This window comes from Lentzea nigeriaca (assembly GCF_016907955.1).
In the GTDB taxonomy this organism is placed as follows: domain Bacteria; phylum Actinomycetota; class Actinomycetes; order Mycobacteriales; family Pseudonocardiaceae; genus Lentzea; species Lentzea nigeriaca.
Genome location: NZ_JAFBCX010000002.1, coordinates 340,769 through 365,547 on the forward strand (window position 1 = coordinate 340,769; position 24,779 = coordinate 365,547).

A 24,779-nucleotide genomic window follows, 5' to 3' on the forward strand; every position below is an offset into this window, starting at 1 on the left:
CCCTACGACGTTTCCGCTGTGGCGGTGCTGCCGTCCAGCCCAACCACACGTCCGCCCCGCGACCCGAGATTTCGGAGCGCCGCCAGCGCTCCTGGCTTGGTCAGGTCGATGGTGATCTCGGTCCGCTGAGCCTGGTTGACCAGCGCGTTTCGGCCGTCGTGCCCGGCCTCGATCGTCTTGGCGAGCCCACCGGTCGACGCCAGCGATCCGCGCGCCGCCCCGAGCCTGCCGAGCGCGTCGTCGACCGCCATCAGCAGCGCGTCCCGGTTCCCCTCGCACATCGCGCGCACGAGCTCGGGTCGGCTGCCCGCCACCCTTGTGCCGTCGCCGAAGCTGCCCGCCGCGAGCGCCATGGCCAGCGGTCCGCCGTCCGCGCCCACCGCGGCCAGGACCGCGGCCATCACGTGGGGGAGGTGGCTGATCCGCGCGACGGCCTCGTCGTGCTCCTCGGGTGTGGTCGGGACGACGTGGGCGCCGAGGTCGAGCGCGAGCTGCATGACGTCGTTGAGGTGGTCGTCGGCCTCCTCCGGCGTGACGACCCAGGCCGCCCCCTGGAAGAGGGTCACGCTGCCCGCGTCCCAGCCGCTTCTGCTGGTGCCGGCCATCGGGTGGCCGCCGACGAAGCGGACCTCGGGCGCGTACCGGTGCACAGCGTCGTGAACAGGCCCTTTGACGCTGGTGACGTCCGTGAGACGGGTGCCTTTGGGGATCCTGCGGAGAAGATCGGGCAGGGCGGGCAGGGGCACGGCGAGAACGACGAGCGCCTCGCGGTCGCGGCTGAGGGCCTCGTCCACGGTCGTGACGTCGAAGCCCTCAGCGCGTGCCTTGTCCGCGTCTTCCCTGCTCGCCGTCGCACCCCACACCGTGCGCCCGGCAGCCTTGGCGGCCCGCAGCACGGAACCGCCGATCAGTCCCAGTCCGATCACGCACACGTCTCGCACGGCGCCCATCATTCCGTGCGACACGTGCCCGGAACTACCGGAGGGCGTCCAGCGCGAACGCCGCGTACGCAGCCACCCCGTGCTCCATCGCGGCCTCGTCGAACAGCACCCGGTTCGAGTGGTTGGGCGGCGCGTCGTCGACGTCGATCCCACGCGGGCAGGCCCCGAGGAACGCCAACGCCCCAGGCACCCGCTGCAGCACGTACGAGAAGTCCTCCGCACCCATCAGCGGATCCTGCATCGGCTCGCTCCACGTGGGCCCCATCGCCTGCGCGACCAGGTCCACCACGTGCTGTCCTACCTGGTCGTCGTTCACCGTAACCGGATAGCCCGGCACGATGCTCACCTCGGCGTGGCAGCCGTACGCCGCGGCCGTGTGCTTCACGACCTGCTTGATCTCCTTGTGCACCTGCTTGCGGGTGGCCTCGGACAACGTCCTGATCGTCCCGTCGAGGGTGGCCACCTCAGGGATGATGTTCGTCGTCGTACCGGCCTTGATCTGCGCGACCGTCACCACGGCCGGCTCGTGCACGCTGATCCGGCGGCCGAGCATCGTCTGGATCGCGCCGACCATCGCCGCGGCGGCCGGCACCGGGTCGAGGGCGTTGTGCGGCATCGCGCCGTGTCCGCCGCGGCCCTTCACGTGGATGTGGAACGTGTCCCCGGACGCCATGATCGGGCCGGGGCGGCACGTCACCACGCCCGACTTCATCTTCGACGTGATGTGCAGGGCGAAAGCCTTCTCCACACCGTCGTCGAGCAGGCCTTCCTCGATCATGTACCGGGCGCCGTGGTAGCCCTCCTCGCCCGGCTGGAACATGAACAGCACCTTGCCCCGCAGCGCGTCCCGCCGGTCGGCCAGCAGTCGGACGGAGGACGCCAGCATCGCCACGTGCGTGTCGTGCCCGCACGCGTGCATGTTGCCGTCCACTTCGGACGCGTAGGGCAGTCCCGTGTCCTCCTGCAGCGGCAGGCCGTCCATGTCGCCGCGCAGCAGCACCGTCGGCCCCGGCCGATCACCCTCGAGCACCGCCACCACCGAGGTGGTCGACTCGCCCTTCGTGACCTTGACCGGCAGCCCCTCCAGCGCGTGCAGGATCGCCGCCTGGGTCTTGGGGAGTTGAAGTCCCTGTTCAGGGTGGCGGTGGATCTGCCTGCGCAGTGCCACCGTGCGGGGCTGCAGCGCGCGCGCCCCTTCGAGCAGTCCGGCGAGACGGGGGTCCGGCGTGTTTGTGCTCATCTACCGATGGTGCCACCACCTCAGCTACCGGGAAGGTCGTCTGGGCCCTACGGTGTGCACATGACACAGCAGGAGCCGGTCAACGGCTTCGCGGTCGCGGTCGTCCGGGAGGACGGCCGCTGGCGGTGCAGCAGGATGGACAGCTCCGCGCTGTCGGAGCTGGACGCGGCGATCACGCAGCTGCGTCAACTCAGGTCGACCGGCGCCGTGTTCGGCCTGCTGGCGGTCGACGACGAGTTCTTCATCATCCTGCGCCCGGTGCCCGGCGGCGTGGCGCTGCTGCTCTCCGACGCGGCGGCCGCCCTCGACTACGACATCGCGGCCGACGTCCTCGACCTCCTGCGCGTCGAGCCGCCGGACGAGGAGGACACCGAGCTCTGGCCGGAGGGCGACCTCGGCGTGTTGTCCGACCTCGGCATGCCCTCGCACGAGCTCCAGATCATCGTCGACCAGGTCGACCTCTACCCGGACGAGCAGCTCCAGATGATCGCCCAGCGCGTCGGCTTCATCGACGAGTTCACGAAGCTGCTCGACACGATCCAGGCGTGAACGACTCCGACCTCGTCCGCGCCGCCCTGAACGCGGCCGCCGATTCCGGCCCCGACGTCCCGATCGGCGCGGTCGTCTTCGCACCGTCCGGCGAGGTGCTCGCGTCGGCCTGCAACGCCCGTGAGGCACTCGGCGACCCGACCGCGCACGCCGAGATCCTGGCCCTGCGCGAGGCGGCGACGAAGTACGGCGACGGCTGGCGGCTGGACGGCTGCACCCTGGCTGTCACCCTCGAACCCTGCACGATGTGCGCGGGGGCACTGGTGCTCGCCCGTGTTTCTCGTCTCGTTTTCGGTGCCTGGGAGCCCAAAACGGGCGCCGTGGGGTCGTTGTGGGACGTCGTTCGCGACCGCCGGCTCAACCACCGGCCGGAGGTGCGCGGCGGTGTGCTCGAGGAAGAGTGCGCTGACCTGCTCGAACGCTTCTTTCGGACCCAGCGTTAACCCTCTGGATCCGGCTGTGTATTGTTCTTATCGGTGGCGTGTCCGAGCGGCCGAAGGAGCACGCCTCGAAAGCGTGTGAGGTGCAAGCCTCCGTGGGTTCAAATCCCACCGCCACCGCCAAAGCTGAAAGGCGAGTGCTCGTGACGAGCACTCGCCTTTTGCTTTGTCGGGCCTGGTCCGTTCGCTAGAACCTCGCGCGGGCCAGGAACTCCTTCAGCAACGTCGCATCGCCGGACACGTCCAGCCCGTCCGCACTCCGGCGCCGGTAGAGCGCCAGCACCAGCTCCGCGGCCGGTCCCCGCACGGTCACCGCGGCCGCGCCCTTGTTTTGACGGGCGACCGGTGCGGTCCCGGTCAGATCAACCAGCCACCTCACGTCGACGTCGGTCGCCTCGAACGCCAGCGTGCCCGCCCCGAGCAGTTCAGCGAACTCCGGCCGGCGCAGGTGCACGATCCGCAGCCCCACGGTCATCCACTCGTACAACCCGTCCGCGGCCACCACCGGATCGACCTCGAACGGCAGCCCCAGCGCCTCGAACGCGTCGTGGCGGTGCACCCACGTCTCGTGCGCCATCCGCCGCGCCCAGAACCGTGGCCCCGGCTCGTCGGGGAACAGCACGGCGATCGGGTCGTCCGGCGACACCTCGCGCATCGCCGCCGCCAGCAGTTCCGCGCCCTCGGTCAGCCAGGGGCCCAGCTCTGCGGCCGTTTCGCCGGCGTACCCCTCGACGGAGTGCGCCTTGCTGAGCGATCGGTCGGCGTTCGGAATCCGCTCCCGGACCAGTTGTTCGATCCACCGGTGCGCGTACCCGAGGTGGCGCAGCAGCTGGTTCAACGTCCAGTCCGGCGTGGCGGGCACCCGAACCGAGAGATCCGCGTCGGCCAAGCCGGAAACCAGCAGCGAGGTCTGCGCAACGCCCGTGTCGAGCCGTTGCGCGTAAGTCAGCATCCCCATGGTCAAAAACGTACGCTCGCGAGAAACCGGTCGAGCAGGTCGCGATCACCGAACACCTCGAGACCCTCCACCGTCCGGCGCCGGTAGACGGCGAGCACCAGTTCCACCACCGGTCCGCGGACCGCCACCGCCGCCTTCTCGTGCCCCTCCCGGACAGCAGGCATCGGCCCGGTCAGGTCGATCACGAGCTCGCAGTCGAAGTCGGTCGCGTGCAGGTGGACCGTGTTGCCCGGCCCCACCAGCGCCGCGGTCTCGGCCGGCCGGCGCAGGAACGCGAACGGCAGCGCGAAGCGGGTCCACTCCGCGAGGTTGTCGGCGGCGACGGCGGGGTCGAGCTCGAACGGCACACCCAGCGCGTTGACGGCGTCCCAGCGGTGGACGACGGTCTCCTGCATCATCCGGCGTGACCACAGGCGCGGGCCGGGGTGGCCGCCGAGCGTGGCGATCATCTCGTCCGGTTCGACGGCCTGGAGCGCGGACGCGAGCGACGCCGCGCTGTCAGCGAGCCAAGGACCGAGCTCGGCGGCCGTCTCGCCCGCGTAGGCCGACACGTCGAGCGACATGCCTCGGGCGGGGTCGGCCTCCGGCCACCTCTCGCGGATCATCTCGTCGGTCCAGCGGAACGCGTTGCCGACGTGGCGCAGCAGCTGGTTCACGGTCCAGTCCGGACAGGAAGGCACCTGAATGCCCAGGTCAGCGCCGTTCAGCGCGGAAACCAGCAGGTCGGTCTGGTTGACGATCTCGGCGCAGTGGCGCTCGTAGGTCAGCATCCCCATGCCCCCAAAGTAGGGACGCTGACCGGCGCCTGGGAGGGGCCCACCGGTCAGCGTTCCGATTTGGAGCATACACCATGATCGAACACTTGTTCGAGTGATCATTGATGGGCCAACCGGTTAACCGTTAGTAACAACTGCTTCCAAACGTCACTCGATCGAGGAAAGATGCGGCGGTCCGCCGCATCCCCTGGAGGAAGTTTTGAGAGCCACCCTGCCCGGCGTCGGGACAGCGGTGGCGGCGCTCGTGTTCGCCGCCATACCCGCCGTTGCCGCACCCAGCACCGATGCCCTGATCTCCGAGGTCTACGGAGGCGGCGGCAACTCCGGCGCCACGCTCAAGCAGGACTTCGTCGAGCTGGCCAACAAGGGCACCAGCGCGATCAGCCTGGACGGCTACAGCGTCCAGTACATCTCGGCCACCCCCGGCGCGAGCACGCAGTGGGGCGTGACCCCACTGTCCGGTTCGATCGCGCCCGGCAAGACGTTCCTCGTCGCCGAGGCCAAGGGCACCGGCGGCACCGTCGACCTGCCGACCCCCGACACCACCGGTTCGCTCAACATGAGCGCCACCGGTGGCACGATCGCGCTGGTCAACGGCACTGCGGCCCTCACCTGCAAGACGGCTGCCGACTGCGCCGCGGACTCGCGCATCAAGGATCTCGTCGGCTACGGCACCGCGGTCGTCCGTGAGGGCACGGCGACGGCCGCCCTGAGCAACACCACCTCGGCGTCCCGCGGCGCCGACCTCGGCGACACCGACGACAACTCCGCCGACTTCAAGGTCGGCGATCCGAGCCCGACGAACTCGAAGGGGGAGACGCCCGGCGGCGGCACTCCTCCCAACCCGGACCCCGTGCCCGGCGACAAGCGCATCCACGACATCCAGGGCGTCACGCGCTTCTCGCCGTTGTTCGGCCAGAAGGTCAGCAACGTCCCCGGCGTCGTCACCGGCACGCGCGCCACGGGTGACCGCGGCTTCTGGATCCAGGACACGGTCAGCCCGGACAGCGACCCGCGCACCAGCGAGGGCATCTTCGTCTACACGGCCGGCACCGTGCCGACCGTCGCTGTCGGTGACAACGTGCTGGTCAGCGGCACCGTCGCCGAGTACAGGCCGGGCGGCGGCTCGAAGCAGACCCTCACCGAGATCGCCCAGGCCACCACGATCACGTTGTCCAAGGGCAACCCTGTCCCGGCACCGGTGATCATCAAGAACCTGCCGAAGGGCTACCTGCCCGCACCGGGCGGCGACATCGAGCAGCTGCCGCTGGAGCCGCAGACCTACGCCCTCGACCTGTTCGAGTCGCTCGAAGGCACGCTCGTCCAGGTCGACGACGTTCGCGTGGTCGGCCCGAGCAACGACCACGGCGAGGTCTGGGTCACGGTCGAGCCGAACCAGAACCCCACCAGCCGCGGCGGCAGCATCTACACCGGCTACGACCAGCCGAACAACGGCCGGCTGAAGATCAGGGCCACGCCGCTGCCGGCGGCGAACGTCGGCGACGTCTTCGCGGGCGCGACCGTCGGTGCCATCGAGTACACGGACTTCGGCGGGTACACCCTGGCCGCGCTGAAGCTCGGCCAGCACGTCTCCTCGAACCTGCAGCGCGAGATCACCGCCCAGCAGAAGAACAGCGAGCTCTCGGTCGCGACCTACAACGTCGAGAACCTCGACCCGTCCGACCCGCAGGAGAAGTTCGACCGGCTCGCCGACGGCGTGACGACCAACCTGCGCAGCCCTGATGTCGTTGTGCTGGAAGAGATCCAGGACAACAACGGCACGATCAACGACGGCACGGTGGCCGCGGACCAGACGTTGCGGAAGTTCGCCGACGCGATCGTCGCCAAGGGCGGCCCGCGCTACGAGTGGCGGCAGATCGACCCGGAGAACGGCAAGGACGGTGGTCAGCCCGGCGGCAACATCCGTGTCGGCTTCTTCTTCAACCCGCAGCGCGTGTCCTTCGTGGACCGTCCTGGCGGCGACTTCAAGACCCCGGTCGAGGTCGTGAAGAAGAACGGCCGCGCCGCGCTTTCCGTGTCACCGGGCCGGATCGACCCGCTGAACGACGCGTGGACGGACAGCCGCAAGCCGCTCGCCGGCGAGTTCAAGTTCCGCGGCCGCACGGTCTTCGTGGTCGCGAACCACTTCAACTCCAAGGGCGGCGACGACGCCATCCACGGTCGCACCCAGCCGCCGAACCGCTCCTCCGAGGTGCAGCGCGCCAAGCAGGCCGCGGCGCTGAAGGCGTTCACCGAGCAGCTCCGCGCGATCGACAAGGGCGCCAACGTGATCCTCGCGGGTGACCTGAACGACTACCAGTTCTCGCCCGCGCTGAAGACGCTGACCGGCGACGGCAACCTCAAGGCGCTCATCGAGACGCTGCCGGTGAACGAGCGGTACAGCTACGTCTTCGAGGGCAACTCGCAGACGCTCGACCACCTCGTGATGAGCAAGAACATCACCCGCTTCGGCTACGACGTGGTCCACATCAACGCCGAGTTCGCCGACCAGGCGAGCGACCACGACCCGCAGATCGTCCGCGCCCGCCCGTCCTCGGGGGACGCGAACGTCGACAAGATCGTGTTCGCTCTCGAGGACATCCTCGACTGCCTGAACAAGTAACGCGATCCCTGCCGCCGCGTCATTTCGGTGACGCGGCGGCAGCGTCGCATCAGCCCGAACCCCCACCCGTTGACGTCGCGGCCACCGTCGACGCCACCACCGCCGCCATGACGGCGGTCTGCACCGCCTCCATCGCCTTCTTCACGGCGACGCCGGCCCAGTTCCCGGCCGAGATCTCCTTCGCCCGCGCGTTCATCTCCCGCTTGTCGCCGTCGAAGACCTTGTGCAACGCCTTCACCGCGTACAGCAGCGAGATCAACGCCCCGGTGCGCTCGTCCGGCGCCCGGTAGCCGAGCGCCACGCCGCCGACGGCGTCCCGGAGTTCGCTCATCGCCTCGTGATCGCGGATGACGTAGCGCTTCGTGGGGAAGATCCCGAGCATCCTGGTCTTCTGAACCGAGAGCACGCCACGGCTTTCGAGCTGCGCCATCACGTTGTCCCGCACGTGGGTCCGCAGCCTCTCCACGGCTCGCTGCGGCCTCATGGGCTTGGTGAGCCTGCTGAGCGACTCCTGCAGGAACTCGTTGCCCAGCGGAGTCGGATCCACGACCGTGAGCTTCTTGCCGTCCGGCTCGAACGCCACCCGTCCGGCGTTGACGAGCTCCAGCAGGACGGCGCCGGCCAGCGCGTTGTGGATCGAGGTCGTGTCCATCAGCACGCGGCCGTCTTCTTCGTCGATGAAGAGCAGCATCAGATCTTCGGGCAGCATGACCTCATAACGCCAGAAGGGCGCCGACCGTTGCAAGTCGGCGCCCTTCGTGGTGGCGGAGGATACGGGATTTGAACCCGTGAGGGTGTTAACCCAACACGATTTCCAATCGTGCGCCCTAGGCCACTAGGCGAATCCTCCGTGGGGGAGCTTACCGGACGGGTGTTCCGCGACCCAAAACGGGGGTCGGGGCTGTTGTGGTCGTGACGTGCGTCACCCGGCCGGGGGTCCGTTCGCCGAAGCATCCGGGAGTGATGATCCACATCCTTAGAATGCGCGAATGTCCGAAGGGAATCCGCGCACGTACTGGAAGACCGCGGGCGCGCTGGGGATCGTGACGGCGGTGATCGCCCTGACCGGCACCATCGTCGCGGCAGTGATCAACAAGGCGGGCACTCCGTCCTCCGCGCCGACCACGTCCGCCACCGCGCCTCCCGCGTCCGGCACGTCCGGACCGGCCGCTCCGCCGTCCTCCTCGCCGGCCGCGCCGTTGTGGTCCGGCCATCTGAACCTCGAGAGCTACGTCGATTTCGACGTGCTGCCCCCGAAGAACGGGGGAGGCCAGCTCAGTCAGGCCACTGACGGCAGCTTCAGCGTCAACGGGAAGGGCGCGGTCTGGGAGTCGCCCACCCCGCCCACGAAGCAGGACTGCATCGACCGGATCGCGGGTTACGGGGTGAACAGGTTCCAGGCCGATATCGGCAAGCAGCTCTGCTACCAGGCGCGTTCCGGACGGATCGTCTACATCAAGTTCACCGAACTGGTCCAGCCGGGGAATGTGCTCGACACGCCGTTGTGGGGCACTGAGATCACCGTCTGGTCGAGCTGACGTCCGGCGGGGAAAACCTTGAAGGCCACTGTCGAGGCCATCGCACTCGCGGGCACCGAATCCGAACAGAACTTCCTGCGCCGCAGGCTCACCGCCATCGAGGGGACCCCTGGGCCCGCTTCACCCGATGGGAGCCGATCGCGCAGATCCGCGAGACGCCGATCAAACCCGCCCGCGCCGTCCTCGACCACCATGTGATGAAGAGCCCCTTCCACGGCGCTCGCAAGCGTTTTCGCGCCACCGGAATTCGCGATCTTCCGGCCCCTGACCTGCTGACGCTGGCGACGGCTCGCGAGTTGTCCACAGCTGGGGACAACACTGTGGGCAACTCGAACACACGTTCGATCCAGACCCTTCGCTACACTGACTGCGGACCTCGTGCGGCACACATCTCGCGAACCTCCCCAGGGCCGGAAGGCAGCAAGGATAAGCGGGCTCTGGTGGGTGCACGGGGTCCCCTTTTGTCCGATGCTCGGCGCTGACGCGCCTTACCGCCGACCCTGATCAACACCGGTCGCGTGCCCATCGGCACCCGTGTGGCGGGACTCGCAGAACTGTCAGGGGTCACCGGTACTGTCTCCGGCGTGGCGCTCGCTCTGTATCGCAAGTACCGTCCCGCCACGTTCTCCGAGGTCGTGGGCCAGGAGCACGTGACAGAACCCCTGCGCACCGCGCTGGCGGCGGGCAGGGTGAACCACGCATATCTCTTCAGCGGCCCGCGAGGCTGCGGCAAGACCTCGTCGGCCCGCATCCTGGCCCGTTCGCTCAACTGCGTGCAGGGCCCGACGCCCGACCCGTGCGGCGAATGCAACTCGTGCATCGGCCTGGCCCCCAACGGCACGGGCAGCGTCGACGTGGTCGAACTCGACGCGGCCTCCCACGGCGGTGTGGAAGACGCCCGCGAACTCCGCGACAAGGCCTTCTACGCCCCGGCAGAGGCCCGCTACCGCGTCTTCATCATCGACGAGGCCCACATGGTCACCACGCAGGGCTTCAACGCCCTGCTCAAGATCGTCGAAGAGCCGCCGGACCACCTGATCTTCATCTTCGCCACGACCGAGCCGGACAAGGTCCTCCCGACCATCCGCTCCCGCACGCACCACTACCCGTTCCGCCTGATCCCGCCGGGCGTCATGCGAGGCCTGCTGGAACGCAACTGCGCCGCGGAAGGCGTGCAGGTAGACCCAGCCGTCTTCCCGCTGGTGATCCGCGCAGGCGGCGGCTCGGCCCGCGACACCCAGTCGGTCATGGACCAGCTCCTCTCCGGCGCGGGCCCGGACGGCGTCAAGTACGAGCGCGCCATCACCCTCCTCGGCGTCACCGACTCGGCCCTGATCAACGACGTGGTCGACGGCCTGGCCGCAGGCGACGGCGCCGCGGTCTTCGGCACCATCGACCGCCTCGTCGAAGCGGGCCACGACCCCCGCCGCTTCGCCTCCGACCTCCTGGACCGCCTCCGCGACCTGGTCCTGCTCTGCGCAGTCCCGGACGCCGCCGACCGCAACCTGGTCAGCGCCCCGGAAGACGAGCTGGCCACCATGTCGGCCCAGGCAGAACGCATCGGCCCGGCAACCCTGACCCGCTACGCCGAAATCGTGCACACGGGCCTGGTCGAGATGCGCGGCGCCACGGCCCCGCGCCTCCTGCTGGAACTCCTCGTCTCGCGCATGCTGCTCCCCTCGGTGAGCCAGTCGGAAGCAGCCCTGCTCCAACGCCTGGAACAACTGGAACGCCGCCCCCCGGCCGCCATCGCGGCCCCCGGCGAGGCCCCAGCCGCCGCTCCCGCGGGCGCCCCGGTCTTCACCCGCAAGTCCCAGCAACCCCAAGCCGCCGAACAGCCGGACCCGCCACGCCAGGCACCAGCTCCACAACCGGAACCGCCGCGCCTGGCACCCGCACCGGCTCGCCCGGCAGCCGCGCCCGTCGCGCAGCCACCCGCACCCGTGGCCGCACCGCAACCGGTACCGCAACCCGCGGCCGAACCGGAGCCCGCCGACACCCCGGCCGCCTCAGGCGGGCTGGACGCGGCGGCAGTCCGCCGAATCTGGTCCGAGCTGCTGGCCGCGGTCCGCTCGTCGAGCCGCAGCACCGAGGCGATGCTGACCAACGCCATGGTCAGCGAGGTGGACGGCAACGTGGTCACCATCGCCCACACCTCGGCACCCCTCGCCCGCCGTCTGGCAGAGCCCCGCAACACCGAAGCCATCGCCAACGCCCTGTCGTCAGTCCTGGGCGGCACCTGGCAGGTCCGCTGCGTACACGGCACCCCCAGCGCCACCCCACAAGCAGCCCAACCGGCAAAGGCCGCCCGTCCGGCCCCAACCCGCCCGAGCCAGGCCACCCAACCCACCCGCCAGTCAGAGCCCCAACGCCAGGCCCCGCGCCCACCAGCCGACGACGTCCCCCCACCCCCGGAACCCCCGGAGCCAGACGAACCCCTCCCGCCGGAACCGGACGACGAAGAGGCCATGCTGGCCGAAGCGGCCCGCCCGGTGGACCCGGACTCGGTGAGCAAGGAACAGGACCCGGAAGCCGTGATGCTCAAACTCCTGGCTGACGAGCTGGGCGCCCGCCCCCTGAAAAAGGCCTGACCGCCACCACTCGGACACCGAGCGAGGCGAAGCGGAGCGGCGAGCCCAAGGCAAGCCGCTCCGACGCCGCAGCCGGTACCAGCGACGCCGCACCCAGGCCCGGTGATGCCGCACCCGGGCCCGGTGATGCCGCGGCCGGTGCCAAAGATGGCGCAGCCGAGCGGCGAGGCCGAAGGCGAGCCGGTTCAACCAATACCGGGCCTGACCGGGGACCCACCCCACCCGCAACGCAACCACCCACGCAACCGCAAGCCGCCCAACGCACCAGGCGTGCCATCAACCCGCCGAGGGCGCTGGCGAGTCTTTGATCAGGTTGGCGGGGTCCGGGGCGGAGCCCCGGAAACCAACCGGCACAGACCTGCGCACCGCAACCAACCTGCGGACACGAAACGGGCAGACGCCGACGAAACCGGGGAACGACCGAGCGAATCCGACGCGCCCCCCAAACCAGACCACCCCCACCAGCCGTACGCTGAACCAAACCTCAAGCAGCGAGAGAGGACCAGCGGTGCAACCCGGTCAGTTCGACATGCAGGCCCTGCTCCAGCAGGCCCAGAACATGCAGCAGCAGATGGCGACCGCCCAGGAAGAGCTGGCCAACACCGAGGTAACCGGCAACGCGGGCAACAACCTCGTGACCGCCACGGTCACCGGCGGCGGCGAGCTGGTCAACCTGGCCATCGACCCGAAGATCGTCGACCCGGAGGACGTGGAAACCCTCCAGGACCTGGTCATCGCCGCGATCAAGGACGCCAACCAGAAGGCGCAGCAGCTGGTGGAGCAGAAGCTCGGCCCGCTGGCCCAGGGCGGCCTCGGCGGATTGCTCGGGTAACAGGCGATGTACGAGGGCCCGGTACAGGACCTGATCGACGAACTGGGCAGACTCCCGGGCGTCGGTCCGAAGAGCGCCCAGCGCATCGCCTTCCACCTCCTGGCAACGGAGCCGGCGGACATCGAGCGGCTCCAGCAGGCACTTCAGAAGGTCAAGGAAGGCGTCGTCTTCTGCGACGTCTGCGGCAACGTGAGTGCGGAGACCACGTGCCGCATCTGCCGCGACCCCAAGCGCGACCTGAGCCTGGTCTGCGTGGTCGAGGAGCCGAAGGACGTCCAGGCGATCGAGCGCACCAGGGAGTTCAAGGGCCGCTACCACGTCCTGGGCGGCGCGCTGGACCCTCTCAGCGGTGTCGGACCGGACCAGCTGCGCATCCGCCAGCTCCTGAACCGGATCGGCACGGCCACCGACGGTGTCGACATCTCCGAGGTCATCATCGCCACGGATCCCAACACCGAGGGCGAGGCCACGGCCACCTACCTGGTCCGGATGCTCAGGGACTTCCCCGGGCTCACGGTCACGCGGCTGGCCAGCGGCCTGCCGATGGGTGGCGACCTGGAGTTCGCCGACGAGCTCACCCTGGGGCGTGCGCTATCTGGTCGCCGGAGCATGTGACGAACGCTCCACCGCGGCTGGGCAACACCCGCCTGGTCGCGGTGGACGGGCCGTCAGGTGCGGGCAAGTCGACGTTCGCGAGGAAGCTCGCCGAAGAGCTCGACGCGACCCGGATGCTCACGGACCACTTCGCCACCTGGGACGACCCGGCCATCGGGTGGTGGCCGCAGGTTGAAGCGATCTTTGAAGAAGTCGCAGCGGGCCGGACGGCGTACTACCGCAAAACCGACTGGTCCCAAGGCTTTCCGCGGCCGAACCAGGGCGCGCTGGTCGAGGTTCGTCCGGAAAGGACGATCATCTTCGAGGGCATGTCGTCGGCCAGGAAGGCCATCCGAAGCAAACTGAGTCTCGCCATCTTCGTCGAGCACGGTGACGAGAAAGCGCGGCTGGAACGTGCGGTGGCGCGAGACGGTGAGAAGTACCGCGAGCACTTCATCCGTTGGCAGCAGTACGAAAGAGGCTGGTTCGCGGTCGACGAGACCAAGGCCAGAGCCGACTACGTCGTCACTTCGAGCTGAGTGCGGACCACACCGGCTTCTGGTGTCCCGATCGCGCTGAACACCTCGAGCGACGCCTCCCAGTGCTTGCGGGCCGCGTCCAGGTCGCCCAACGCGGCGGACGCGTCGCCGGCCAGCTGCAGGGCCCGGCCGAACACCCACCGGTGCCCGGAGTCCGAGCCGACCGAAGCGGCACGCAGGGCGCATTCCAGCGCACCGGAGGCGTCGGCGGTGTCGAGGTGGATGCGCCCAAGCACGAGCAGCACCTCCATCTCCGCCAGCCGGAACTGCGATCGTCCGGCCTCGACGAGCGCCGACGAAGCCATCGTCAGGGCGTCCTCGTAGCGGCCCACCCCGCGGTACGCCGACGCCAGGCCGCGGCGGGCCAGGCAGATGCCCCACGAGTAGCCGGTCTCCAGGGCGATCGCGAGCGCCGACGAGAACTGCTCTGTCGCGTCCTCGTGCCGGCCCGCGCCTTCGAGGGCGCGGCCGAGCAGGTTCATGGCGTCGCAGACGCTCTTGACGTTCTCCAGGTCCTGCGCGATCTGCATGGCGGCGGAGGCTTCGACGGCCGCCTCGTCGTAGCGGCCGCGCATGATCAGGGTGATCGCCATGCCCTCGTGCATGGTGTGGCCGAAGTTGCGGGCGGCCGCACGTTCGTACAGCTCGCTCGCGCGCGCGAAATAGGAGGCGCCGAGGTCTGGTTCGCCGCGCCACGCGTCGACCTCGCCCAACGCGCGCATGGAGTTCGCTTGGGTGATCCACGAGTCGAGTCGTGTGCCGACCTCCAGCGCTTCCTCGAACGTCGCCGCCGCGCGGTCCAGCTGGCCGAGCTGCATGTAGACGCCGCCGAGGTTGAACAGCGCGTTGGCCTGTACCTGGAGGGCGCCGATCCGGCGGGTGATCACCAGCGCGCGTTCGAGGTGGGCGGCGGCGTGTTCGAGTTCGCCGAGGTCGATGTAGACGCTGCCCGCGTTGGACAGCACGGCGGCCTCGGCCTCCGGCAGGTCGATGTGCTCCTGCAGCGCGATGGCCTGCTGGTAGTAGCCGAGGGCGTTGCGGTGCTGGCCCGTCACCCAGTACAGCGTGCCGAGCGACGACAGCATCGCGAGCTGGCCGAGCTCGTCCCGGGGTGCGCGCGCCCCCAGCAGGCCCGCCTTCGCGGTCTCGCGCCACTCCGCGGTCAGGCCCTGCGTGTAGAAGTAGCCGCGCAACGCGTCGGCCAGCTGCCACGGCGAATTTTCGGGGTCGCGCTCCACGGCGTGCGCCACCAGGGCGACCAGGTTGGCGCGCTCGACGTCCAGCCACGTCAGCGCCTCGGTGGAGGTGCTGAACGTCCGCGGCAGCACGCCGTCCAGCGGGTCGGGGCGCGGGAAGCGGAACAGCGTCGACTTCATCGCGGACGTCGCGTTGTCGACCGAGCGCACCGCCCAGTCGAGCAGGCGTCGCAACGCGAGCCGCGAGTCGGCGCGGCCCTCCTCGAACGCCAGGCGCTCGGCCGCGTAGTCGCGCAGCAGGTCGTGGAACTGGTAGCGGGACGGCGCGTGGTTCGCGATCAGGTTCGCGGTGGCGAGCCGGTCGAGGCGCCGGCGAGCGTCCTGAGTGGTCAGTCCGCTCAACGCGGCCGCCATCTCCGGCGTGAAGTCGGTGCCGGGAACCAGCGACAGCAGCCGGAACATCTGCGCGAGCTCCGGCTTCAACGCCGTGTAGGACAGGTCGAACGCCGCGTGCACCGCGACCCGTTCGTCGCCCTCGACCGCCAGCGCCGCCAGCCGGTTGCCCGCCCGCAGCTCCTCCACGTAGTCCGCGATGGACAGTTCGGGACGCGACACCAGGTTCGCCGCGGCGATACGCAAAGCCAATGGCAGATGCGCGCACAACGCCGCGAGCTCCAGCGCCGCCTCCTCCTGCGAGGCGACCTCGTCCGCACCCAGGATCCCGGCGAGCAGGGCCTTCGTCTCACTCCAGTCGAGCACGTCCAGCCGCACGTTCGAGGCGGCGTGCGACACGGCCAGGCCACGCAACGTGTCGCGTGACGTCACCAGCACCGCGCACCCCGGCGAACCCGGCAGCAACGGCCGGATCTGCTCGGCCGACGACGCGTTGTCCAGCAGCAACAGCACGCGCTGGCCGGTCAGGGTCGACCGGAACATCGCCTCCTGCTCGTCCTGGTCTAGCGGCACCTGGTCCGGCTCGGTCCCCAGCGCGCGCAGGAACCGCGGCAGCACGTCCACCGCGCTCAACGGCGGAACGGGGGCGTATCCGCGCAGGTTGACGTACAGCTGGCCGTCCGGGAAGTCCGTCCGCATCCGGTGCGCGGCGTGCACGGCCAGCGCCGTCTTGCCCACACCGGGCGGCCCTGCCAGCGTGACCACCGGCACACCCTGGGCCGTCCGCAGCAGCGCGACGATCAGCGACACGGCCTCGTCGCGGCCGACGAAGTCCGGGATGTCCGCAGGCAGCTGCGACGGCACGACCCGTTCCGGCTTCGCGGCGACGACCGGCGCGCCGGCGGAGGCCGCGGCCACCGTGTCGATCGACCCCGTCAGCACCTGGTTGTGCACGCGGCGCAGCTCGTCACCGGGATCGATGCCCAGCTCGTCGCCCAGCAACCGCGAAACGCGCTGGTAGGCGGCCAGCGCCTCGCTCTGCCGTCCGGAGCGGTACAGCGCCACCATGAGCTGTGCCCAGAAGCGTTCGCGCAACGGATGATCGCTGGTCAGCCGGGAGAGCTCGGCCACCAGCTCGCCGTGGCGGCCCAGTTCGAGGTCGACCTCGACCCGGCGTTCCAGCACGTGCAGGCGGCGTTCGTTGAGCCGCGGCACCTCGTCGCGGTGCAGGATCTCCGACGGCACGTCGACCAGTGCCGGGCCGCGCCAGAGTCCGAGCGCTGCGGCGAACGCGGCCGAGGCGGCCTGCAGGTTGCCGGCGGCGCGCTCCTGCTCGCCCTGTTCGATCAACGGCTCGAAGCGCATCAGGTCGATGGTCTTCTCGTCGACGTCGATCAGGTACCCGTCCGGCACGGTCCGGATCGGCACCGACGGCCCGAGCAGCTGTCTCAGTCTCATCACGTAGGTCTGCAGAGTGGCTCGGGCACGGGCCGGCGGGTCCTCGCCCCACACGTTCGCGGCGAGCTCGTCCACGGACACCGACGTGCCCGCACGCAGCAACAACGACACCAGTAGCGCCCGCTGACGGCCCGCGCGCACCAGCAGTGGTTCGGAGTCGAGGAGCACCTGCAGAGGGCCGAGCACGCGGAACTCGACCTGCCTGCTCATGCGACCTCCTCCGCGTGTCGTTGTCGTTTCTACAGCCTAGGAGAGCGTTCGACGCATCTGCGGTGCTCACGTTGGGTCAGCGAACGTGCGCCGGACGTATCAGAATGCCTGGTCTAGTGGCCGGATCGTGACCTGAGTTAACACGGGAGGGGTATGTACAACGGTTATGGTCGGCGACCACACCGTGAGATGTGCGGATTGTCCAAGGGGTGTTTGATGGTCCACTCAGTAACGGCTCGCCGCCGTTGGGTTGCCGCGATCGGCTTCCTCAGCGTCAGCGCGCTGGCCCTGTCCGGTTGCGCGCAATCCCAGCGCGACTCCGGTGGTGGCGGTAAGCAGGGCGGCACGCTGACCTTCGGTGCCGCAGGCGCGCCGAAGCTCTTCGACCCGTTCTACGCGACGGACGGTGAGACCTTCCGCGTCTCCCGCCAGATGTTCGAAGGCCTGGTCGGCTTCAAGGCCGGTACCGCCGAGGTCGAGCCCGCTCTCGCCACGAAGTGGGAGCACAGCGCCGACGGCAAGACGTGGACCTTCACCCTCAAGGAGAACGTGAAGTTCCACGACGGCTCCGCGTTCAACGCCGAGGCCGTGTGCTTCAACTTCGAACGCTGGTACAACCAGAAGGGCGCCGCGCAGAGCGACGCCGTGTCGCAGTACTGGCTGGACAACTTCGGCGGGTTCAAGGACACGCCGGACAAGCCGTCTCTCTACAAGTCGTGCACGGCGAAGGACGCGAAGACCGCGGTCGTCGAGCTCAACGAGGTGAACTCGCAGTTCCCGGACATCCTGGGCTTCACCTCGTTCTCGATCTCGAGCCCCGAGGCGCTGAAGAAGTACGACGCGGACAACGTCCAGGCCGCCGGTGACGCGTTCACCTACCCGGCCTACGCGAACGAGCACCCGACCGGCACGGGCCCGTTCAAGTTCAGCAAGTACGACAAGGCCAACAACACCGTCGAGCTCGTCCGCAACGACGACTACCACGGCACGAAGGCCAAGCTGGACAAGATCGTCTTCAAGATCATCCCGGACGAGACCGCACGCAAGCAGGCGCTCAAGGCCGGCGACATCGACGGCTACGACCTGCCGAACGCGGCTGACTGGGCCGGTCTGAAGTCCGACGGCTTCAACGTCGCGATCCGTCCGGCGTTCAACGTCTTCTACGTCGGCATCAACCAGAAGAACAACCCGAAGCTCGCCGACCTCAAGGTCCGCCAGGCGATCATGTACGCGATCAACCGCGAGCAGCTGGTCAAGTCGCAGCTGCCCGAGGGTGCGAAGGTCGCCACGCAGTTCATGCCGGACACCGTCTCCGGCTACAACAAGGAGCTGAAGGCCGCGCCGTACGACCCGGAGAAGGCCAAGTCGCTGCTGGCCGAGGCCGGTGCGTCCGACCTGACGCTGAAGTTCTACTGGCCGTCCGAGGTCACCCGCCCGTACATGCCGTCCCCGAAGGATCTGTTCGGCGCGATCTCCGGCGACCTGCAGAAGGTCGGCATCAAGATCGAGACGGTCACGAAGCCGTGGAACGGCGGCTACCTGACCGACGTCGACAACAGCATCCCGGACCTGTTCCTGCTCGGCTGGACCGGTGACGACGGTGCCGCGGCGAACTGGGTCGGCACGTTCTTCGGCCGCACCACCAACCGCTTCAACACCGGTGTGTCGCCGTGGGGCAAGACGCTGGCGGAGGACCTGGCCAAGGCCAACTCCGAGCCGGACAAGGACAAGCGCGCCAAGCTGTACGAGGACATCAACAAGCGGATCATGGAGCAGTACCTGCCCGCGATCCCGATCTCGCACTCCCCGCCCGCTCTGGTGTTCAAGTCGGACATCAAGGGTGTCGTCCCGAGCCCGTTGACCGACGAGAAGTTCGGTTCGGCCTCCAAGGGCTGAGCGAACTAGCTCCCACCACAAGAGAACAACGGGGTAGCTCAAGTGCTCCGCTACACGATTCGACGGCTGGTTCAGCTGGTCGGCGTGGTGCTGGTGCTCTCGATGTTGCTCTTCGCGTGGTTGCGACTTCTCCCAGGAGGGCCGGTTTCGGCCCTCCTGGGAGAACGCGCTACGCCGGAGTCGCGCGAAGCCCTCACCAAGCAGCTCGGCCTCGACCAGCCGATCTTCGTCCAGTACTTCAAGTTCCTCGGTCGTGCGGCGACCGGCGACTTCGGCGTCTCCACCGGTGTCCAGCCCGGTGACTCGGCGCTCGACATCTTCCTGCAGCGGTTCCCCGCGACGATCGAGCTCAGCTTCTTCGCGATCCTGATCGCGGTCGCGGTCGGCGTCCCGCTCGGTTATCTCGCCGCGAAGCGCCGCGGCGGCTGGTTCGACAACCTCAGCGTCGTCGGCTCGCTGATCGGCGTCGCGGTGCCGGTGTTCTTCCTGGCCTACCTGCTCAAGGACGTGGCGTCGTCGGCGCTCGGCCTGCCGTCGCAGGGCCGTCAGGACGCTATCGACGCCACCCGCGTCACCGGGTTCTTCACCCTCGACGGCGTGATCACCGGTGAGTGGGACGCGACGTTCAACGCGCTCCAGCACCTGATCCTGCCGGCGATCGCGCTGGCCACGATCCCGTTCGCGGTGATCTTCCGGATCACTCGCGCGGCCGTGCTCGACGTGCTCGACGAGGACTTCGTGCGCACCGCCGAGTCCAAGGGCCTCACCGCACCGGTGATCCGCCGCCGGCACGTGCTGCGCAACGCGATGCTGCCGGTCGTCACGACCATCGGCCTGCAGACGGGCGCGCTGCTCTCCGGCGCGGTCCTCACCGAGAAGGTGTTCTCGTTCGCCGGTGTCGGCCAGGCGCTCGCCATCGGGTTCGAACGGCGCGACTACCCGGTGCTGCTGTTGTTGATCATCATGGCCACGATCGTCTACGTCGTGGTGAACCTGCTGGTCGACCTGTCGTACGCGCTCATCGACCCGCGCATCAGGACGAGGTGAGCGCAGTGGCACTTGGTGTGACCAAGAAGGAGAAGATCGACGGACTCGCGGAGTCCGCCGGCGTGTCGCTCGCCGCGAGCGCGTGGAAGAGACTGCGTCGCAGCCCGGTGTTCCTCATCGGCGCGGTGATCATCGGCATCTTCGTCGTGCTCTCGCTGCTGTCGCCGTGGCTCGCGCCGCACAACCCGTCCGACCCGATGCTGATCGGCCAGGTCGTCAAGGCGCGCAACGAGATCCCGCCGCCGCAGCCGGGTCACCCGCTCGGTGGCGACCTCCAGGGACGCGACTTCTTCTCGCGCCTGCTGGTCGGATCGCAGCAGACGCTGGTCGTCGGTGTCGGCGCGACGCTGATCGGCCTCACCGGTGGCCTGATCCTCGGCACCCTCGCCGGCGCCATCGGCGGCTGGGTCGACTCGGTCGTCATGCGCATCGTCGACGTCATGCTCTCGCTGCCGTCGCTGCTGCTGGCGTTCTCGATCGCGGCGATGTTCGCGAAGCCCAGCCAGTTCACCGTGATCCTCGCGGTCGCGATCGTGCAGATCCCGGTGTTCGCCCGGTTGCTCAGAGGCTCGATGCTCGCGCAACGGCACAGCGACCACGTGCTGGCGGCGACCGCGCTCGGCGTGAAGAGGGGCTCGATCGTGTTCCGGCACATGCTGCCCAACTCGCTCAGCCCGGTGATCGTGCAGTCCACGCTGGTGCTGGCGACCGCGATCATCGAGGCGGCGGCGCTGTCGTTCCTCGGCCTCGGCAACCCGGACGACCGGATCCCGGAGTGGGGGCAGATGCTCGGCGACGTGCAGAACGTCTTCGACACGCATCCGCAGCTCGCCGCGTGGCCCGCCGTCTGCATCATCATCGTCGCGCTCGGCTTCACCCTCATGGGCGAGACCCTGCGCGAGGCCCTCGACCCGAAGAACAGGCGGTGAGTCGTCGTGGCACTGCTCGAAGTTCGTGACCTCACCGTGGTGTTCCAGCGCAGGGGCGAGGAACCGTTCCGCGCGGTCGACGGCGTCAGCTTCGACGTCGAACCCGGCCAGACGGTCGGCCTCGTCGGCGAGTCGGGCTGCGGCAAGTCCGTGACATCGTTGGCGATCATGGGTCTGCTGCCCAAGCGCGGCGCCAAGGTCACCGGCACCGTGAAGTACGACGGCACGGACCTGCTCAAGCTCTCCGACAAGGAGATGCGCGACCGGCGCGGCCGCGACCTGGGCATGGTCTTCCAGGACCCGCTGTCGTCGCTCAACCCCGTCGTCCCGATCGGCCTGCAGGTCACCGAGGTGCTCGAACGGCACCGCGGCATGCCCCGCAAGGAAGCCATGATCGAGGCGAAGGACCTGCTCGACAAGGTCGGCATCCCGGACCCGAACCGGCGGCTCAAGGAGTACCCGCACCAGCTCTCCGGCGGCATGCGGCAGCGCGCGTTGATCGCGATCGCGCTGGCGTGCCGACCGAAGCTGCTGATCGCGGACGAGCCGACGACGGCACTGGACGTGACCATCCAGGCCCAGATCCTCACGCTGATGAAGGAACTGGTGCAGGACCTCGGCACCGCGCTCGTGATGATCACCCACGACCTGGGTGTCGTCGCCGGCCTGTGCGACGAGGTCAACGTGCTGTACGGCGGCAAGGTGGTCGAGAAGGCCATGCGGCACAAGCTCTTCGCCGAGCCGCGCCACCCGTACACGCACGGCCTGCTGGCCTCGATCCCGCGTCTGGACGCGGCGCCCGGCGAGAAGCTGACGCCGATCAAGGGTTCCGTCGCCGACAACATCCCGTGGGCGCAGGGCTGCGCGTTCGCACCTCGGTGCCCGAACGCGCTGGACGTCTGCGTTCAGGTCACGCCCGCGGAAGAAGACCAGCTGGGTCGCCTGCTCCGCTGCCACAACCCGGTGGTGCCGGGAACTCCCGCCGCCGAGGAGGTGCCGGTATGAGCGAGACCCTGGTCTCGGTCCAGGACATGAAGGTGCACTTCCCGATCAGGCGGGGGGTGTTCTTCGACCGCACCGTCGGCCACGTCTACGCGGTGGACGGCGTCGACCTGGAGATCAAGCGCGGCGAGACGTACGGCCTGGTCGGCGAGTCGGGTTGCGGCAAGTCCACCCTCGGGCGGGCGATGCTGAGGCTCAACGAGCCCACCGCGGGCAAGATGATCTTCGATGGGCAGGACTTCTCCGCTTTGAAGGGTGAAGACCTGCGCAAGATGCGGCGCCGGATCCAGATGGTGTTCCAGGACCCGCTGTCCTCGCTCGACCCGCGCCAGTCAGTGGAGTCGATCCTGATCGAGGGCCTGCGGGCGCACGACCTGGACAAGGGGAAGGAGGAGACCGGCAAGCGGTTGCGCGAGCTGCTCTCCGCCGTCGGCCTGCCGTCCACCGCGCTGCGCAAGTACCCGCACGAGTTCTCGGGTGGTCAGCGGCAGCGCATCGGCATCGCCCGCGCACTGGCGCTCAACCCGGACCTGATCGTCGCCGACGAGCCGGTCTCGGCGCTGGACGTGTCGGTGCAGGCCCAGGTCGTGAACCTGCTGGAGGAACTGCAGGAGCAGTTCGGCCTGACCTACCTGGTGATCGCGCACGACCTCGCGGTCGTGAAGCACATCTCCGACCGGGTGGGCGTGATGTACCTCGGCGGGCTGGTCGAGGAGGCCACCGCCGAGGACCTCTACGCCGAGCCGCTGCACCCGTACACGCGGGCGCTGCTGTCCGCGATCCCGGTGCCGGACCCGGTGGTGGAGGACCGTCGCGAACGGATCCTGCTCGCCGGTGACCTCCCGTCGCCCGCGAACCCGCCGTCGGGCTGCCGGTTCCACACCCGGTGCCCGTGGCGGCAGGCCACTCGGTGCGACACCGAGCGCCCCGTCCTGCGGGAGCTCAAGCCGGGCCACAAGGTCGCGTGCCACTACGCGGAGCAGATCCAGTCCGGCGAGATCCAGCCGCACGAGGTGAAGCCGATCCTCGTGGAGGAGGGCGACGACATCACGCCCGACGTTCCGCTCGTGGGACCGGCGTCCGTGACCGAGGCGCTGAACCCGTAAGACGATCCGGGGCCACCTTTCGAGGTGGCCCCGTTCGTTTCTCCAGGATCGTGTGCTGTCCTCGGTGGATGGACAGTCGTGGGGCGATCCTGCTGAGGGCCGCTGAGATCGCGTCGGTTGAAGGGCTCGAAGGGGTCACGATCGGGCGGCTCGCGGTCGAGCTCGGCATGAGCAAGAGCGGGGTGTTCTCGCACTTCGGTGCGAAGGAGGAACTGCAGCTCGCCACGGTGCAGGCCGCCGCGGAGATCTTCTCTCGCGAAGTGGTGGTCGCCGGCGGGCCGGTGCACGACCTGTGCGGCCGCTGGCTCGACTACTCGAAGCGCCGCGTGTTCCCCGGTGGCTGCTTCTTCGTCGTGACGCGCTCCGAGTTCGCCGCCCGCCCCGGCCGCGTGCGCGACGCGTTGATGCTCTTCAACCTGCGTTGGATCTCACTGCTGGAACGGCTCTGCGGGGACGCGCAGCTGGCGTTCGAAGTGGACGCTCTGCTGGCCGCCGCCGACCGCTTCGCGGTGCTCTACGACGACACCTCGGCGTACGAGAGGGTGCGGTTGGCGCTGCGCGCACGGATCGCCATGCCGACCGGGATCGAGATGAGCGTGGCCACGCCGAACGACAGCAGCATCGCGAGCCAGGCCTCGTCGACGATCTGACCGCCGATGTACCCGACGGTGGCGGGGTAGACGCTCCACAACGCCGACCCAACGGCGGCGACCGGCACGAAGCGCCTGGTCGGCCACTTCAGCGCACCCGCCAGCAGCGCACCCACGATGCCGCCGGCCGGCAGGAACCGCGCCGCGATCAGGATGGTCTCGCCCTTGGACGCGAGCTGCTCGGCCGTCCACACGACCATGGCCCGTGCCTTGGCGTTCTTGTTGACCTTGTCGAGGGCCTTCATGCCCATGCGGCGGCCCGCGGTAAAGTTGATCATGTCGCTGGCCAGGCACCCGGCCGCGGCGACGAGCACCACCAGGTAGAGCGGAACCTCACCGGACGCGGCCAGGACGCCGGCGCCGATGAGCACGGCCTCCGTCGGTGCCAGCGGCACGACGGCGACCAGGAACAGCACGACGAGGCTGGCGGCTGTGGTGCTCATGATCCGTGAACGTACGTGACCGAGATGAACAATCCCGACCTGGGTGTTTCTTCAGGGCACCCACAGGAACGAACTCGATCTACGCTTGAGCGTGCCGTTCACGCTCGCGCACCCGGCAGCGGTGCTCCCACTGCGCCGGTTCCTGTGGTTCCCGGGACTGGTGGCGGGCGCGATCGCACCTGATCTCGGGTACTACGTCCCTGTTCCGCCGACCCACGACGTCCTCGGTGGATCCCTTGCCGCAGTGGTGTTGTTGCTGGTCGGACGCCTGCTGCTGCCCTCCGTGATGGCACTGGCGCCGGAGTTCGTGCGGACGCGGGCGCCGCGCCCAGGAGGCTTCCGTCAGCCGTTCATGCGCGCGTTGTCCATTGTGGTCGGAGTGTTCACGCACCTGCTGTGGGACGCCTTCACGCAGACAGGGGGATGGTTCGTTCAGCGGTGGGACTGGTTGGACATCGCCGTCGTCGGTCCACATCGGCTCTACAACGTGATCGGGTACGTGTCATCGCTCGGCGGCGTCGCGCTGCTCGTCTGGATCGGTCTGGTTGCACCCAGGGGCAATGACTGGCCGTCACGCACCGGAATTTCCCGGCACAAGTTCCGGATCTTCATCTGCGTCGCCGCCGTGGTCGGCGCCGCGTGGTCGCTGTCCGATCCGGTCAGCCAGGTGAGCCTCTATGACTGGGTGCGAAGGCTGCTGCTTGGCATGATCCAGGGCACATGTGCGGGATTGGCAGTCAACGCCGTTCTCTGGGGCATTCATCCGTCATCGAATGACAAGCGCTGACCGATCACTTCGCGTCACCGATTTCCATTTGTCAGGCATTC

General features: G+C 68.9%; 21 protein-coding genes, 2 tRNA genes, 1 other RNA gene and 1 pseudogene. 17 read left to right on the plus strand and 8 right to left on the minus strand.

Annotation, left to right across the window (positions count from 1 at the left end; genetic code table 11):
• Positions 1–2: 2 nt before the first annotated feature.
• Both JOD27_RS07945 and JOD27_RS07950 read right to left on the minus strand, forming a co-directional pair.
• The gene (locus JOD27_RS07945) at positions 3–950 is read right to left on the minus strand and encodes a prephenate dehydrogenase (protein ID WP_239566653.1); all 948 of its coding nucleotides are present in this window, start codon (positions 948–950) and stop codon (positions 3–5) included.
• Between the two features lie 25 nt (positions 951–975).
• The gene (locus JOD27_RS07950) at positions 976–2,181 is read right to left on the minus strand and encodes a M20 metallopeptidase family protein (RefSeq protein ID WP_204761474.1); all 1,206 of its coding nucleotides are present in this window, start codon (positions 2,179–2,181) and stop codon (positions 976–978) included.
• A 60-nt stretch (positions 2,182–2,241) separates the two neighbouring features.
• On the opposite strand from JOD27_RS07950, the gene JOD27_RS07955 reads away from it, so the two are divergent.
• The 3 genes from JOD27_RS07955 (at position 2,242) to JOD27_RS07965 (ending at position 3,293) form a co-directional block, all read left to right on the plus strand.
• Positions 2,242–2,730, plus strand: coding sequence for a tRNA adenosine deaminase-associated protein (locus JOD27_RS07955; RefSeq protein ID WP_204761475.1), 489 nt, complete (start codon positions 2,242–2,244; stop codon positions 2,728–2,730).
• Complete coding sequence (locus JOD27_RS07960; RefSeq protein ID WP_204761476.1) at positions 2,727–3,173, plus strand: nucleoside deaminase; 447 nt, start codon at positions 2,727–2,729, stop codon at positions 3,171–3,173. Before JOD27_RS07955 ends, JOD27_RS07960 begins: the two co-directional genes overlap by 4 nt.
• Positions 3,174–3,205: 32 nt before the next feature.
• A tRNA-Ser gene (locus JOD27_RS07965) sits at positions 3,206–3,293 on the plus strand.
• A gap of 64 nt (positions 3,294–3,357) precedes the next feature.
• Here the strand turns inward: JOD27_RS07965 and JOD27_RS07970 are convergent.
• Complete coding sequence (locus tag JOD27_RS07970; RefSeq protein ID WP_204761477.1) at positions 3,358–4,128, minus strand: maleylpyruvate isomerase family mycothiol-dependent enzyme; 771 nt, start codon at positions 4,126–4,128, stop codon at positions 3,358–3,360.
• 2 nt (positions 4,129–4,130) lie between these two features.
• Positions 4,131–4,904: a maleylpyruvate isomerase family mycothiol-dependent enzyme gene (locus JOD27_RS07975; protein ID WP_204761478.1), complete on the minus strand. Its 774-nt coding sequence runs from the start codon at positions 4,902–4,904 to the stop codon at positions 4,131–4,133.
• 199 nt (positions 4,905–5,103) lie between these two features.
• On the opposite strand from JOD27_RS07975, the gene JOD27_RS07980 reads away from it, so the two are divergent.
• Positions 5,104–7,527, plus strand: a complete 2,424-nt coding sequence (locus tag JOD27_RS07980) for a DUF8508 domain-containing protein (protein WP_307829990.1) — start codon at positions 5,104–5,106, stop codon at positions 7,525–7,527.
• Between the two features lie 49 nt (positions 7,528–7,576).
• On the opposite strand, the gene JOD27_RS07985 is transcribed toward JOD27_RS07980, so the two are convergent.
• Together JOD27_RS07985 and JOD27_RS07990 are read right to left on the minus strand one after the other, a co-directional pair.
• Positions 7,577–8,236 (minus strand): GOLPH3/VPS74 family protein, encoded by a 660-nt coding sequence (locus JOD27_RS07985; protein WP_204761479.1) that lies wholly within the window; start codon positions 8,234–8,236, stop codon positions 7,577–7,579.
• 53 nt (positions 8,237–8,289) lie between these two features.
• Positions 8,290–8,377 (minus strand) — tRNA-Ser (locus JOD27_RS07990).
• A 139-nt stretch (positions 8,378–8,516) separates the two neighbouring features.
• Between JOD27_RS07990 and JOD27_RS07995 the strand changes: the two genes are divergently transcribed.
• The 6 genes from JOD27_RS07995 (at position 8,517) to JOD27_RS08020 (ending at position 13,621) form a co-directional block, all read left to right on the plus strand.
• Positions 8,517–9,065 (plus strand): hypothetical protein, encoded by a 549-nt coding sequence (locus tag JOD27_RS07995; protein WP_204761480.1) that lies wholly within the window; start codon positions 8,517–8,519, stop codon positions 9,063–9,065.
• Between the two features lie 368 nt (positions 9,066–9,433).
• Positions 9,434–9,528: signal recognition particle sRNA small type (gene ffs / locus JOD27_RS08000), an RNA gene on the plus strand.
• 121 nt (positions 9,529–9,649) lie between these two features.
• On the plus strand, positions 9,650–11,656 hold the full coding sequence (locus JOD27_RS08005) for a DNA polymerase III subunit gamma and tau (protein WP_204761481.1): 2,007 nt from the start codon (positions 9,650–9,652) through the stop codon (positions 11,654–11,656).
• Positions 11,657–12,185: 529 nt separating this feature from the next.
• Positions 12,186–12,488, plus strand: a complete 303-nt coding sequence (locus JOD27_RS08010) for a YbaB/EbfC family nucleoid-associated protein (RefSeq protein ID WP_156213212.1) — start codon at positions 12,186–12,188, stop codon at positions 12,486–12,488.
• 6 nt (positions 12,489–12,494) lie between these two features.
• Positions 12,495–13,103 carry a recombination mediator RecR gene (gene recR, locus JOD27_RS08015; RefSeq protein WP_204761482.1) on the plus strand — a complete coding sequence of 203 codons (609 nt, stop codon included), beginning with the start codon at positions 12,495–12,497 and terminating at the stop codon, positions 13,101–13,103.
• The gene (locus tag JOD27_RS08020; protein ID WP_307829991.1) at positions 13,100–13,621 is read left to right on the plus strand and encodes a uridine kinase family protein; all 522 of its coding nucleotides are present in this window, start codon (positions 13,100–13,102) and stop codon (positions 13,619–13,621) included. Before recR ends, JOD27_RS08020 begins: the two co-directional genes overlap by 4 nt.
• On the opposite strand, the gene JOD27_RS08025 is transcribed toward JOD27_RS08020, so the two are convergent.
• Entirely contained in the window at positions 13,600–16,878 is a 3,279-nt protein-coding gene (locus JOD27_RS08025; RefSeq protein ID WP_204761483.1) for an AfsR/SARP family transcriptional regulator, read from the minus strand. The genes JOD27_RS08020 and JOD27_RS08025 overlap by 22 nt on opposite strands.
• Positions 16,879–17,094: 216 nt before the next feature.
• Between JOD27_RS08025 and JOD27_RS08030 the strand changes: the two genes are divergently transcribed.
• The 6 genes from JOD27_RS08030 (at position 17,095) to JOD27_RS08055 (ending at position 23,508) form a co-directional block, all read left to right on the plus strand.
• Positions 17,095–18,774: an ABC transporter substrate-binding protein gene (locus JOD27_RS08030; protein WP_204761484.1), complete on the plus strand. Its 1,680-nt coding sequence runs from the start codon at positions 17,095–17,097 to the stop codon at positions 18,772–18,774.
• Between the two features lie 42 nt (positions 18,775–18,816).
• Entirely contained in the window at positions 18,817–19,821 is a 1,005-nt protein-coding gene (locus JOD27_RS08035; protein ID WP_204761485.1) for an ABC transporter permease, read from the plus strand.
• 5 nt (positions 19,822–19,826) lie between these two features.
• A complete protein-coding gene (locus JOD27_RS08040; RefSeq protein ID WP_204761486.1) occupies positions 19,827–20,750 on the plus strand; it encodes an ABC transporter permease in 924 nt (307 codons plus the stop codon).
• A gap of 6 nt (positions 20,751–20,756) precedes the next feature.
• Positions 20,757–21,755 carry an ABC transporter ATP-binding protein gene (locus JOD27_RS08045; protein ID WP_204761487.1) on the plus strand — a complete coding sequence of 333 codons (999 nt, stop codon included), beginning with the start codon at positions 20,757–20,759 and terminating at the stop codon, positions 21,753–21,755.
• Positions 21,752–22,858, plus strand: a complete 1,107-nt coding sequence (locus JOD27_RS08050; protein ID WP_204761488.1) for an ABC transporter ATP-binding protein — start codon at positions 21,752–21,754, stop codon at positions 22,856–22,858. Before JOD27_RS08045 ends, JOD27_RS08050 begins: the two co-directional genes overlap by 4 nt.
• A gap of 68 nt (positions 22,859–22,926) precedes the next feature.
• Positions 22,927–23,508: a TetR/AcrR family transcriptional regulator gene (locus tag JOD27_RS08055; RefSeq protein ID WP_204761489.1), complete on the plus strand. Its 582-nt coding sequence runs from the start codon at positions 22,927–22,929 to the stop codon at positions 23,506–23,508.
• Positions 23,509–23,528: 20 nt separating this feature from the next.
• On the opposite strand, the pseudogene JOD27_RS08060 reads toward JOD27_RS08055, so the two are convergent.
• Positions 23,529–23,951 (minus strand): annotated as a pseudogene (locus tag JOD27_RS08060) (DedA family protein); the annotation flags it as partial.
• 91 nt (positions 23,952–24,042) lie between these two features.
• Here JOD27_RS08060 and JOD27_RS08065 point away from each other — a divergent pair.
• Positions 24,043–24,738 carry a DUF4184 family protein gene (locus tag JOD27_RS08065; protein ID WP_307830067.1) on the plus strand — a complete coding sequence of 232 codons (696 nt, stop codon included), beginning with the start codon at positions 24,043–24,045 and terminating at the stop codon, positions 24,736–24,738.
• Positions 24,739–24,779 lie beyond the last annotated feature (41 nt).